Below are 13344 nucleotides of genomic sequence, written 5' to 3' on the forward strand. Positions count from 1 at the left end.
CCCCTCACCTGCCGATGAGAAACGCCCCGCCGCAGATCAGCAGAACGCCGATCCATCGCGCTGGCGAGACCGGTTCCTTGAGAACCAGCCACGACAGAAAGACCACGACCACGTACCCCAGGCCCACCATCGGATAGGCAAAACTCAACGGCAGCCTGGACAGCGCCACCAGGTACACGATGGACGACAGGGCATAGCAGAGAATCCCCAGCACCACGTAGGGGTTGGAGAACATCCGAACCAGCGCGCGCAAGGTCAGGGTGTTGAGCGCCCCCACCTGCGTCATGCCCGTCTTCATCACCATCTGGCCGGCCACGCCCAGTAACACGGCCAGCAGCAGGAATATCACCGGATTCATGCCCGTTCTCCTTGATCGCGTCATTTGTGCTCCACGCCTGTGAATCGGTAGGCCCATATCGTATCCTGGATATAGGTCTTCTTGTCCCCGTTTACCCACTCGCTCGACGGGATTGCCGGCGTGGGCGGCACCAGGCGCATCAGCGCGCCGCCGTGATACAGCGCCGTGTCCTCAAACCGGCCCGCCAACTCCCACCCGTTGCGAGCGTCCATGAGCGCCCTGGCCTCATCCCAAGACGCGCCCAGACTCCCCTGCGCGAGCAGAACGATGCGCACGCCGTTGTCCTCCAGCCAGTCCAGCGCCTCGTCCGAGGGGAACCCTCGCAGAGTCTGCTCCGCCTGCCGGAACGCCAGGGGTACGAAAGTCCCGTATCCGTAGGCGATGGGCTGGCCGTGAACCCGCTGCTGGTACAGCGGATAACCGTACCAGGTGCGCTCCAGCGGGAACTGGGCCACCGGCGACGGCCTGGGCTGCGCCGCCAGCCAAGCGTCCACCGGCTGCCCCCTGGCCTCGCTATATCCTAACGGAAACGGCGCGGACGCCAAATCCAGCGCCAGGAAGAGCGCCAGGCCGCCGATGACGGCGACCCGCCCCCCGCGAGCCTTCGCCCGCCCCGCCAGCCACGCCGCGCCCGCCCCCGCCAGCACCGACACGGAGACGACCGTCATCAGCGCGAAACGCGCCGGAACCCGCATCGCCGTGAAGAACGGGAAGAACAGGTACAAGAGCAGCGTCGGCATGGGCACGAGCACCGTACCCGGCACATCCATCTTGCCGAACGCCAGCGGGTTCAGCGCCGCCTTCTCCGTCAGGAAGTACATACCGCCCGCGAACGCCCGCGATACTGCCTCGGGCGCGGGAATGCGCACGGGGCCGCCCGCGACGTGCAGCGTCGTCCCCAGCGCCAGCGCAAGCCCCACCAGCCCAAGCCAGGCGTAGGGCCGCAACTGCCGGTCGCGCCGCTTCCACAGCCAGACCCCCGCCAGCGCCACCGCCGCCCACCCCAGGTAGAGCACGCCCTCGTGGATGTTGGGGATATAGCGGGCGGCCAGCGTTTCGCCCCAGAGGGGATGCAGCACGCTGGGCCACAGGAAGTCGGCCACGCTCGCCGACCACTGGTCAATGTAGGCCAGGTCGCGGTACTCCGTGGCCCCCGCGCCCGCGTTGCGCACGAGGGGAATCGCCGCGGGCAGCATCACCACGCCGGCCACGCACACAAGGGCCGCGACAACCGCCGCCAAGCGGCGCGGCTCCCACTCGCGGCGCGTCTGCACCCATCGGATCACGCCGAACAGCCCCAGGAACAACCCCACCATGTAGGCGTAATACCAGGACGACAGCGCCGTGAGGCCGAAGAACAATCCGGCCAGCGCGCCGTCCCTTGCCCGCCGCATCCGAAAGGCCTGCTCCACGAACAGGAACGCCAGGGGAATCCACTGCGTGCCCAGCAGCGGCAGATGCCCCGCCCCCAGGTGGGCCATGCGGTAGGGGCTGAAGGCGAAAACGGCCCCCGCCACCGCCCCGGCCAGTCGGCTACCGGTCAGGTACCGCGCCAGGCAGTACATGGCCCACCCCGACAACACAAACGACAGCAGCACCACCGCGTTGTACGCCGCCACCTCGCCCCAGATGGCCGCGAATGGCAACGCCAGCGCCATGTTCGCGAGCGTGGTCTCCGACAGGCTGACGTCGTAGCCCGATGGGTAGAAAACGTCCGGATTGAACAGCGGCGACTGCCCGCGTTCCAGCAGGGCGGTTTTGAACCACCCTATCTTGTAAAGGTACTCGTAGTTGTCGCCCGGCGGCCCCAGCACAGCATCGGACAGATGGGCGACGAGCGGCCAGGTGCCCACTGCCGCCAGCACCGCGAAGGCCGCCAAGACCGCCAGGTGCTCCCGCCACGACATCGCGCCCCCGGCCTTCATCCCGCGCCTCCGCGCCGCCGGAAATGCAGAATCACTATGTCGCGGAACTCCCGCCGCTCTACCACATCCGCAAAACGCCCCAGATACTGCTCCAGCGCGTCGTTGTCCGTGTGGCTGACCACGAGCCAGAACTCGGAAACCGTCGCCATCACCGGCGCGACCTTCGGCTCCAGATCCGCGTCGCTCGTGTGCCCGCGCCACACGGGGTGCAAATCCGCAGGCGTCTGGTAGTAGTGCACCAGCGGCACGCGGATGTCCTCATCCACCAGGAAGATCGTGCCCCCGGCCGGCACGTGCTGGGTCAAGTACGCGGCAGCGCCTCGCCAATCTTCCTTCTGCGGCACCAAGTACATGACAAGCAGCACCGCCGCGACCCCCGCCAGGTACGGGATCATCACCGCCCACCGCAGGAACACGCGCCGAATCTGGCAGAACCCCCTGCCCGCGACGATGGCGAAGGCGGGCGCGAACGGCACCATGTACCGCAACACGAACATCGGCCTCACCTGGGCCAGCGCGAACGCGACGGTCGCCGGCAGAACCGCGAGCAGCACGGCGCAGGCCCACTCGCGCCCGCCGGCCTGCCACCACGATTCCCCGCGCCGTCGCGGAGGCGGCACCGCACCCAGCAGCAGGCCCAGCCCGAAGCATCCCGCCCCCAGCCACAAGGCCCACGACCACGGGGGCCGAATCGTGCCCAGCGCAAAATCCACCGGAAGCAGGAGCAATTGCTTCAGCCCTGGCGTGCCGTACTTCTGGCCGATCCAGGCCCACCATCCCGCGCTCTGCTGGGCAGAGATGCCGAGGAACCACGGCACCGCCAGCGCCACAAGCGCGGCGTTGGCGCCCAGCCACGGCCACAGCATCTTTCGCCGCGCCGGCTCCACGATGAGCACCACAGCCACCCAGACGTTGACCGCCGCGACGACGAAGATGGAAAAGGTGTGCGTGTACAGCCCCAGGGCCGCGCAGAGGGCGTACATCCCCCATAGCGCGAGCACACGTCGGCGCTGGACGGCTTCCAGCACGGCCAACACCGCCAGCCAGGCGAAAAGCCCCGCCAGGACGTACATCCGCGCCTCGCGCGAATACCAGATGTGGAACGGCGAGACCGCGAGGAGTCCCGCCGCCCAGGCCGCAGCGCGCCCGCCGAAAAGCCGCCGCGCCACTCTCAGCACCACCAGCACCGTCGCCACCCCGAAGAGGACCGACAGCAGGCGGATCACGAACTCTGTCCGGCCCAGGCCCAGCCAGAAGTGCAGCAGGATGTGATACACGTTCTTATCGGTGAACGCGAACCCGCCCGGACGCAAGAAGTTCAACAGCGAGAGATCCGCCCCCGCGAACGCCACGCTGTAAGCCTCGTCAAACCACAGGCTCTCGGCCCCCAGCGCGACGATGCGAAGCAGCACGGCGATCGCCACCAGTTCCACGACGATCCACCTGTCCATAGGGAGGGCCGGCCCCCAATATGAAATCAGCGCATCACGCCGCTGCCCACGCCAATCCGATAGTTTCAGACGCGCCTCCTACGGTGCAGTCAAGATGTACAGCGCCACGCCGATAGGCCCGCGAAACTGCCGCTCGTCCACCCGCGTGTAGTGCTCGTCCATGAACTGCTTGACCATGCCGCGCGGGTCGCCGTAGTGTCCGATAGACCAGACCAGCCACGCCCGGCGATACCCCTCCACCCCGGGCCGCACGCTGGATTCCACCTCGTTCGGCGGCAGCGGGACCTTGAACCACGTCCACGCGGGCAGGTCCACGGTGGAATAGTAGCCAAACGGCTTCTCGTTCCAGCCGGGGTAGAAGACCGCCACGTCGCCATCGGCGGCGCGCTCGGAGACATACGCCGCCGCGCCGCGCCAGTCCTCGGTCTGCAACACGCTGCCCATCTGCCACAGGCCGAAGGCCATCGCCGCCACGAGCAGCGCCACCGCGACGCGCCGCAGCCACGCCTTCGGCAGCGCGCCCACACCCCCGGCCGCCAGAAGCAGGTAGCCCGGTAGGAAGGTTACCAGGTACCGCTCCGAGTACAGCGGCTTGACTTGAGAGATAAGCCAGGCCGTCCCCACCGGCACGGCGAGATACACGGCAGCGAAGAACACCCCCCGGCGCGGCACGCGGTCGGGCCAGCGCAGCCCCGCCCAGATGGCCCAGACGCTCAACCCTGCCAGCAAACCGTATGCCAGCCAGCGCAGCCAAAACGGGTACAGCGCCCTCACGTTGCCCACGCTGAACCCGACCAGGATATCGGCCAGGGCGCGCAAACCCGGCGTGCCCCCGCGGGCCACCCAGCCCCCACCGCCGGACGTAACCTGAAACAGCATCGTCGGAGTCCACGGCGCAAACAGCAGCACGCTCGCCCCGACGCCCGCCGCGAACTCGCCCACGTGCCGCCAGCGGCGCGCCCGCCACGCCTCGTACAGCACGTACACCCCCTGCGCCAGGAACACGAACACCGTGTAGTAGTGCGTGTACAGCGCCGCCGCGCTGGCGAGCGCGTAGCCCACGGCGAAGCGCGCCCTTCGGGTGTCCAGAAACGCCACCAGGCATAGACTGGACAGGAGCGCCCAGAACCCGAGCCAGGCGTACATCCGCGCCTGCTGCGAGTACCACACGTGGATGGGCACCAGGGCCAGCAGCGCGCCCGCCGCAAACCCCGTGCGACGGTCAAACAGGCGCGCGCCCAGCGCGTAGAGCACGACCGTGCTCAACGCGCCCGCCACGGCCGACAAACTGCGCAGCGCCGCTTCGCTCTCGCCGAACACCCGCCAGAAATGCAGCAACAGGTAATACAGAGGCGGGTGGATGTCCTTCGCCGTCCACGCGATGACGCCCGCAACCGACTTGCGCGCCAGGAACAGGCTGGTCGCCTCATCCAGCCACAGGCTCTCGGCCCCGATGCGCCACAATCGCACGCCCAGGGCCAGCAAGAACAATGCCAATGGCGCAATCCATGTTGTCCGAACGATTCTCGTTGCGGTGGCGGGTTGGGTCTTCACGTTGACCTCGTGTGTGCGTGCTCCTGGTGCCTACTCCTGCGGGCGGTTGCCGAAGGACTGGAACGGCGTGGGCTTCCACCACGACCACTCCACACAGTTGCGGCACGAAGGCACGTCGTCCAGTCGGCGCGCCAGGTGTTTGCGGCGCAGTTCCTGCATGGCCGGGCCGTTCCACGCCTTCATCACGCCGCCCGCCACATTGCCCAGCGGGTACAGGGCATCAAAGTCGCGGTCGCAGCAGACCAGCGTGCCGTCCCAGTAGATGTGGACATGGAACCACAGGTTGGGGCAATGCCAGCGTTTGGGGGGCACTTTGGCCTCGGCGGCCCGCAGGCTGGCGATGGCGTCCACCTGATTGCCCCACGAGTCAAAGGGCTTGACGCTCACGCGGTACACTCCCGCCTGCCGCCACTGCTTCGTGAACTCCTCCACCTCGGGCAGGGTCGGCTGCATCTCTATGATCTGCACGTTGACCTGGGGCTCCGCGCCGGGCACCTGGCGGCGCAGGTCAATGAACCGCTGGATGTTGGCCCGCGTCTGCTCAAAGTCGCCGCGACGGCGGATGGTCTCGTAGGTCTCGGCCGACGCGCCGTCCAGGCACATATAGATCGTCCCCAGCCCCGCCCGCAGGATCTCCTTGCTGAGGTCCTCCGTGAGCAGCGTGGCGTTGGTGGAAATCTCGGGGCGGATGCCCTTCTGGCGGGCGTAGGCGATCATGTCGGGCAGTTTCGGATGGAGCAGCGGCTCGCCCCAGATGTGGAGCGTGGTAACCGGCACGTGGCCGGCCATCTCGTCCACGATGCTCCGGAATAGATCCCAATCCATGTAGCCCCGCTTGCGCTTCATGGTGCCGATGCCGTTGGGGCACATGATGCAATTCAGGTTGCAGGCGTTGGTGGACTCCAAGTACATGCGGTCGGGATAGTAGGGCAACCGAACCAGGCCGGCCTTGTATCCGAGATACTTGACTAGGGAAGCCGCTCGCTTTCGCAGGCGGCGGCCCCGCGGAATCCTTATGCCCATGCGTGTTTTCCTTCCTTTCGTAGGGATGCGAAACGCTTGAACAGCCCCAGGCGCATCAGCCTGCGGCCCAGCGCCCGGATAGGCTTGACGCGCGAGATAGCCCACGCCACAGCGCCCAGGCGCGGGCCGAAAGCCTTCAGGTACCGGCGACGCTGGCGGCTCTCCTCAAACCGCCGCCGCGCGATCAGGGCCAGTTTCCCCAGCCGCGAGTCCGACACCTCCGACACGTTCAGGAAAGGCGCGATCTCCTCGGTGTAGGCGTTGTAATAGTAAGCGCGCGTGAAGTCGGCATTGTAGCGGGTCTCCGGGCGCTTCTTGACCAATTCGTCCCACAGGCGCGTGCCTGGGAATGGCGTCGTGATGCTGAACATGGCCTCGTCCAATTCCAGTTCGCAGGCGAAGCGAATCGTCTGCTCCATCGTTTCTTCGGTATCGCCCGGCAGTCCGAGCATGAAGTAGCCCTTGCTGCGGATTCCGGACTCCGCCGTCCACTTCACGGCCTGGCGCACCTGATCCATGGTGATGTTCTTGCCGGTGGCCGCCAGGACCTGCGGGTTGCCCGACTCAATCCCGTAGTGGATTTCGCGGCAGCCGGCGCGGTACATCATGGCCAAACTCTCGGGCGTTACGCGGTCCACGCGCCCCAGGCACTGCCAGCGAATGTCCAGGCCCTCGTCTATGATCATCTGCGAGATGGCCATGAGGCGCTTGGTGTTGATGGTGAACAGGTCATCAATGAAGTAGAAGTTGCGCACGTTGTACTGATTGCGCAGCAGGCGCAGTTCGTTCACCACGTTCTCGGCGCTCCGCTGGCGGTAGGTACGCCCAACGATGCCCTTGAAGCAGTAACTGCAATTGAAGGGGCAGCCGCGGCTGGACAGGACGGTCAGCATCTTGCCGCCGTCGGGCGCGGCGAGGGGGTACTTGTCCAGTTCCAGCAGATGGCGCGCGGGCAGCGGCAGCGCGTCCAGGTCGGCGATGAGCGGGCGCTCTGGCGTGCGCACCACGTCGCCGTCGCGGGCGTAGGCGATGCCGCGAATGCCCGAAAAATCCTCGGCCCCGGCCTCCAGCGCGGCGATCAGTTCCATCAGCGTCTCCTCGCCCTCGCCGTAGACCACGAAGTCCACGCCCGGATCCGACGCCACGGCCTCCGGGAAGACGGTCGGGTGCGGCCCGCCCAGAACGATGGGCACCGACGGCAGCGCCTGCTTCAGCAGCGCGATGGCTTCGGTTACGCTGTGGTACCCGCCCGTCATCACCGTGAACCCGATGAGCGCGGGCGCGTAGCCCACCACGTCCGCCACGTCCTCCTGTTGTGGGCGGTGGGGATGCAGGCCGAAGTCAAAGATGCGCGCCTCGTGCCCGCCACGCTCCAGGACTGCCGCCAAGTACGCCAGCCCCAAGGGCGGGTAGTCGGTGATCTTCTCGTGCCACTTCGGCGCAATCAGCGCAACTCTCAAATCATCATCTCCTCTGGATTCGGATGTGGAGGAAGGGCAGAAGTGTCGGGCGTTACTGTTCTTTGCACCCCATGTTCGGGCCGCGCATCCCTCGCCATCCCACCTGCACAATTACGTCGGCCCCGAGTGCCGGGAGCCGACGCAGGCAGCGGCCCACTTGTGATGATAGGTCTCCTCATCCCGATTATACACAACCTTGATGAAAAACGGATGACAAACCCGTCGGGCGCGCATGACAAACTGTTCATGATAACCGACGCCAGGGCGAGGACACGAGACCTCACTGTCGGGCGCCCTCGGAGGGCAACGTGGTGAAGTCCAGCGACAGGTCGCGCCCGCCTTCCAGGCGCTTGGGCAGGACGAACTTGAACACGCTGCCCTGCGGTTCCGCGCCCTCCACCCAGATGCGCCCGCGGTGATGCTCCACGATGTGCTTGCAGATGCTGAGGCCCAGGCCGGTGCCGCGATAGGGGCGAGTCGCGCCGCTGTCCACCTGGTAGAACCGCTCAAAGACCTTCTCGCGCTCGGCTGGCGGGATGCCGATGCCCGTATCGGCCACCGAGATGAGCACGCGGTCGCCCAAATCCTCGCCGTGGATAACGATGCGGCCGCCCGCCGGCGTGAACTTGATGGCGTTGTCCACCAGGTTGGTGAGCACCTGCTCCATGCGAGTCGCGTCGGCCTCCACCGTGGCGAAATCGGCGGGAATCGTGGACTCCAGCGCGATCTGCGCCTCCTGCGCCTGCGGCGCCAGTTTCTCGGCGACGCGCGCCGCGATGTCGGCGAACGAAATCTCCTCTATGCGCAGCCGAATCTGCCCCGATTCCAGCCGCGAGAACTCCAGGAGTTCGCTGATGAGATTCTGCAACTGGTCGGTCTGCTCGCGAACCGTAGCCAGAAAGTCGCGCTGGAGGTCGTTGATCTTGCCCGTCTTGCCCATCAGGATGATGTCCACAAACCCCTTGATGGAGTGGAGCGGCGTCTTCAATTCGTGCGAGACGACGGACAGGAAATTGGACTTCATCTGCTCCAGTTGCTTCTGGCTGGTGATGTCGCGCAGCACGGTAACGACGCCGCGCGCCTCGCCGGCAGCGCCCGGGACGGTCGTCGCAAGGGCCTGGTAGATCATCTCCGGGTGCTCGCGGGTCATCGGCACCCGAATCTCGCGGATGACAGGCTTCCCCGGGGCCGCCAGCGCCTCGCGCATCACGCCCATCAGTTCGCGGTGGCCCACCGTGTCGGCCAGCGGCTTGCCCAGCGAGGGGGCGTCCTCCACGCCGAAGATGCGCACCGCCACGGGGTTCATCATCACCAGGTTCAGGTCGGTGTCGGTAACCAGGACGCCGTCGCCAATACCCTGGAGCACCGCCTCCAACTCGTTGCTCTTCTCCTGCACGCTCCGGTAAATCTGCTCCGTCTGGCGCTTCTCGCGGGCCAGGTCTTCGTAGAGCCGCGCCTTCTTGACCGCGATGGCCGCCTGGTCGGCAAAGGCCGCCAGAAGGTTCAGGTCATCCGGCCCGAATGCGTTGGCCTCGGGGCTGGTGGCGCTGATGGCCCCGATGGCCTTCCCGTCGGACATGAGCGGAACGCTGATGATGGACTGCACGGGCATCTGGCCCAGGCGGATGTAGCGGGCATCCTGGCTCACGTCGCCGATGAGCGCCGGCGCCGCGTTGGCCACGACCCAGCCGGCGACGCCCTTGCCCACGGGGAAGCGAGACCCCCACAGGCTCTGCGCGGGCACGCCCGACGCCGCCAGGGTTACCACCTCGCCCGTCGCCTCGTCCAGCAGCGCGATGGAGCAGCGAGTGCCCCGCAGCACCTGCGAGGCGTTGGCGACAATCATCCCCAGCAGCGACTCCAGGGCCACCGCCGAGTTGATCGTCTTGATCCCCTCTTGCAGGGAGCGCAACTGCATGACCCGGTCGCCCAAGTCCGTCGCCGTCCGCTGCAACACCGACGTCTTGCGGCGGAGTTCCTGCCCCTGCTCCTCCAGGGCGTAGTTGAGCCCGCGCACGAGGCGATACCGGCGCTCCAAGAGCCATGCCACGTACAGCGCCGCCAGCACCATCGCGAACAGGATGAGATACCGCAGCACGAACCCGGGCGACAGCAGGAACAAGAGCGATTGAATCTGCAGGTACACGCCGAGGATGTACAGCGGCCCGTAGAGGAACGGCAGGAAGATGAGCCAGTGCGCGAACGGGTAGCACAGGGCCACTTTCACCGCAAGCACGAAGTAGAGCAGGTAGAGTTCGCTCCCCACGCCGCCGGAGTACGGAATCAGGAACAGGATGGCCAGCGAGTCCACGATGGTGGCCGCCGGCACGAGCCAGACGGGAATCCTGTCGCGCCAGGTGCCGTACACCAGCACCGAGATGAGGAACGCGAAGGCCATGAACACCGCCAGGCCGAGCGCCGCCGCCCGCGGGAACGGCACCTGCTGCGTCGTCCACACGCTGATGGCGCCCACCAGGAACATGCCCCAGCGCAACGGCGCGCCGAACCGCCGTTCCAGGCGCAACAACCCATCCTTGCGGTAGTGGAGCGTCGGCGGTGGGATGTAGATCGTCGTGGATGCGCTCATGGCGAAGCCCCCCTCATCCTCGGTCGCGCCGTCATCGCGGCGGCAAGGTCGGCGTCGCCGTCGGCGCCGGCGTTGGGGTGGGCGACGGCCCCGGCGCGGTGGGCGTGAACGTGGGCGCGGGGCGGGTCGGCTCCTGAACGACCGCCGTCGGCGAGGGACTCGGAGAGAACGTGGCCGTGGGCGACAGCGCAACCGTCGCCGTCCGTGCCGGCGTGGCGGTCGGCGCCAGCGTCGCCGTAGCCGTCGGGCTGGGCAGGCGCGTGCGGGTCGGCGTCGGCGTTCCCGTGGGCGAGCGCGTGGGCGTCGGCGACTCGGTAGGGGGCAGCGGCGTGGGCGTGTACGGCGGCGGCACGGTTATCCCAGCGCCGCTCCTCACCCATGCCAGCGACCGCGCCCACACGCCGTTGTCGGTGCCCGCCAGAAGCGTCTCGTTGTCCAGCGGATCCAGCGCCAGGCTGTTCACCCCAAGCCTCCCCATGCCCTCGCGGAAGGGCTGCCATGTCCTGGCGTAGTTGTTGCTCCAGTACACGCCGTCGGGGTTTGTACCCAGGAACACCGTGCCGCGCACGGCGGGATCCACCAGCAGCGCGACGGCAAACCCCGACCCCAAACCGGCCGCGCGGCGCGTCCATGTCCCCCCGCCGTCGGTAGTCGCATACACGCTGGCCCCGGCGGCCATGTACGCCATGTTGGGTTCCACCGGATCAATGGCGATGGAGTTCACCACCCGCTCCAGCGACAGGCGCAGCGACAGGGCCCACGTCTGGCCCCGATCCCGCGAGATGTACACTTCGCCCCGCGACGTGCCCAGCCAGAGTTCGCCCGGGCTGCGCGGGTGCACCACCAGCACCGAAGGCGCGCTGGCGGCGGCAGGGCCTCCCAGCCGCTGCCAGGTCAGCCCGCCATCGGCGCTGCGATAGATATCCGTACCGGTGGCCGCGTACAGGATGTTCGGGTCCGACTCCAACGCCACCGCCCGAACCACATCCTTCCCGAAGTCCACGCGCAGCAAGGCCCACGACGCGGGATACGTCTGGGCGTAGAAGCCCACCGAATCCGCCCGCTCTCCCAGGGCCAGGTACAGCCGTATCTGCTCCCCATCCTGGGCTGCCAGGCGCACGCGCGGAACCTGGCCCCACGCGCCTGTGGGCAGGCCGCCGTTGAGCGCGCGCCAGCGTCCGTCCGTCAGATGCCACACGCCAAGCCCCGACGTGGTGCAGAGGTATCGGGTTTCCCCGTCGCTCCTCAAGGCATAGACGGCATCCACCTTGCTGCCCTCCATGCCCAGGGGCCGCCAGGCGTTCGCCAGAGAATCCCGCGGAACGGCGAACACCAGCAGCAGAGGCGCGAAGAAGACCAGGCTAGCCGCTAGCGCCTGAATCACTCGGGCCCTGGTTATCGGGACTTGCATGGGCATCCCCTAGCGCGGCGGCCTCGTGGGCGTGGGCGGCACCGGCGTCGCCGTGGGCGGCTGGGTTGGCGTCGGCGGCTTTGTGGGCGGCGGCGGAGGCGGCTGGGTCGGCGGCACCGGCGTCGCCGTGGGCGGCACCGGCGTGTTCGTGGGCGCGCGCGTCCGCGTCGGCGTGCGGGTCGGCGTAGTGGTGGGCGTCGGCGTCGCATAGTTGGTGAGGATGTCGGCGATTCGCGCTTGCGCCTCGGCGGTATCCACGCCCGCCACGGCCTGCGCCTGGCCGTACTGCGCCAGCGCCTCGGTGTAGCGGCCAGCATCTCGCAGAGCATCGCCGCGCGCGATGTAGGTCTTGTACAGCCAATAGCCCGCGTTGCGAATGGGATACTCGCCCGGCGCGCTGTAGAGTTTGTTGAAACGCGCGTGGGCCAAATCAAACTCGCCATTCCCGAAGGCCACGACGCCGGCCAGGTACGACTCGGCGTCGCTCTTGATGGCCGCCACCCGACTGTCCTGCGGGTTCAGAGTCAGCGCGCTGGACAGATGCTGGATGGCGCGCCGCAGGTCGGCCACCTGGCTCGCCTGATCGTCTATCAGGCGCTTCGCCTCGTTCACATACGACTCAAACAGCATTTTGCGGACCAACTGCTCATTGTAGGATGGCTCCAGACTGCGGGCGCGCTCCAGGCGGTCTATCGCTTTGCCCCATTCGCCGCTCTCGTAGTAGCCCTGTCCCTCCTTGTACAGGTCGGCGACCGTCTTGCGGCGCTCCACAAACGAGGCCAACGTGCTGGCATCGCTGTAACTGGGATCTATCTCCAGAATCTTGTTGAGTTCGGCCCAGGCCAGGTCCCACTGTTCGTTGGCAATGTACGTCCTCGCGTTCTGGTACAGGATGCTGAGATTGGACAAACGGCGTGCCTTGTCCAGGCCAAACTGCGCGCCCTTGTGATTGGGATCGCGCTCCAGAATCTGCTCGTAGATGCGGATCGCCTCTTCGTAATCCCCGACCGTCATCTTCGCCTGGGCGCGGTTGTATAGCACATCAATGGGATCGGGCTGCTGGGTCTTGAAGATGAGGAACGCCCCAAGGGCGACGACGACCAGCACCAGCGGCCATATCAGGACGCGCCAGTTGAAGCGGATGGGGGCGCGGCGGGCCTTCGGCGGGCGCGCGACCACCTCGCGGACTTCCGGCTCCGCAGACGGCCCGGTACGCACCGCCTCGGTCTCTGTCGCCTGGCCTTCAGGTCCCATGGCCTGGAGTTGGATGAACCAATCCAATTCGTCCAGCAGGGCGTCAATCCCAGGCCGATTCGGCTCAAGCGCCTTGAGGCGCACGAAGTACTCCATGGCCCTCTGCCACTCGCGGCGACGGTAATGGGCCATGCCCCGTGTGTAGAGCGCCTCTGCGTCCAGTTCCTCGTCGGGGTTCGGGTCCCCAGCAGCCTCCTGGGCCATCTTATTCAGGGGATCATCCATAGCCCCTCCCGATGCCCAGGCGCGGTGCAACATACTGCAACTCGCATTCTTCTCCCCCCAAGCATTCCAAAACCTCAAACGGCGGCAACTCGTTTG

The 13344-nt window shown here is 67.0% G+C and carries 9 protein-coding genes; all 9 read right to left on the bottom strand.

What is annotated here, in order from left to right; all coding sequences use genetic code 11:
* Positions 1-4 precede the first annotated feature (4 nt).
* Positions 5-358: an EamA family transporter gene (locus tag H5T65_03750; protein MBC7258340.1), complete on the bottom strand. Its 354-nt coding sequence runs from the start codon at positions 356-358 to the stop codon at positions 5-7.
* A gap of 20 nt (positions 359-378) precedes the next feature.
* Positions 379-2283, bottom strand: coding sequence for a YfhO family protein (locus tag H5T65_03755; GenBank protein ID MBC7258341.1), 1905 nt, complete (start codon positions 2281-2283; stop codon positions 379-381).
* Positions 2280-3734, bottom strand: coding sequence for a glycosyltransferase family 39 protein (locus H5T65_03760; protein ID MBC7258342.1), 1455 nt, complete (start codon positions 3732-3734; stop codon positions 2280-2282). The genes H5T65_03755 and H5T65_03760 overlap by 4 nt, the downstream gene beginning before the upstream one ends.
* A 78-nt stretch (positions 3735-3812) precedes the next feature.
* Positions 3813-5231, bottom strand: a complete 1419-nt coding sequence (locus H5T65_03765; GenBank protein MBC7258343.1) for a glycosyltransferase family 39 protein — start codon at positions 5229-5231, stop codon at positions 3813-3815.
* An 87-nt stretch (positions 5232-5318) separates the two neighbouring features.
* Positions 5319-6311 carry a radical SAM protein gene (locus tag H5T65_03770; protein ID MBC7258344.1) on the bottom strand — a complete coding sequence of 331 codons (993 nt, stop codon included), beginning with the start codon at positions 6309-6311 and terminating at the stop codon, positions 5319-5321.
* A complete protein-coding gene (locus H5T65_03775; GenBank protein MBC7258345.1) occupies positions 6302-7771 on the bottom strand; it encodes a cobalamin B12-binding domain-containing protein in 1470 nt (489 codons plus the stop codon). Before H5T65_03775 ends, H5T65_03770 begins: the two co-directional genes overlap by 10 nt.
* A 280-nt stretch (positions 7772-8051) precedes the next feature.
* Entirely contained in the window at positions 8052-10358 is a 2307-nt protein-coding gene (locus H5T65_03780; protein MBC7258346.1) for a GAF domain-containing protein, read from the bottom strand.
* Positions 10359-10389: 31 nt separating this feature from the next.
* Positions 10390-11742: a hypothetical protein gene (locus tag H5T65_03785; GenBank protein MBC7258347.1), complete on the bottom strand. Its 1353-nt coding sequence runs from the start codon at positions 11740-11742 to the stop codon at positions 10390-10392.
* 36 nt (positions 11743-11778) lie between these two features.
* On the bottom strand, positions 11779-13248 hold the full coding sequence (locus H5T65_03790; protein MBC7258348.1) for a tetratricopeptide repeat protein: 1470 nt from the start codon (positions 13246-13248) through the stop codon (positions 11779-11781).
* Positions 13249-13344: the final 96 nt, after the last annotated feature.

The organism is Chloroflexota bacterium, from assembly GCA_014360805.1.
Classification (GTDB): Bacteria; Chloroflexota; Anaerolineae; order DTLA01; family DTLA01; genus DTLA01.

Bases quoted from the DNA above. Each gene is read 5' to 3' on its own strand.
- H5T65_03750 (MBC7258340.1), bottom strand. From the start codon at position 358: ATGAATCCGGTGATATTCCTGCTGCTGGCCGTGTTACTGGGCGTGGCC.
- H5T65_03755 (MBC7258341.1), bottom strand. From the start codon at position 2,283: ATGAAGGCCGGGGGCGCGATGTCGTGGCGGGAGCACCTGGCGGTCTTG.
- H5T65_03760 (MBC7258342.1), bottom strand. From the start codon at position 3,734: ATGGACAGGTGGATCGTCGTGGAACTGGTGGCGATCGCCGTGCTGCTT.
- H5T65_03770 (MBC7258344.1), bottom strand. From the start codon at position 6,311: ATGGGCATAAGGATTCCGCGGGGCCGCCGCCTGCGAAAGCGAGCGGCT.
- H5T65_03780 (MBC7258346.1), bottom strand. From the start codon at position 10,358: ATGAGCGCATCCACGACGATCTACATCCCACCGCCGACGCTCCACTAC.
- H5T65_03790 (MBC7258348.1), bottom strand. From the start codon at position 13,248: ATGGATGATCCCCTGAATAAGATGGCCCAGGAGGCTGCTGGGGACCCG.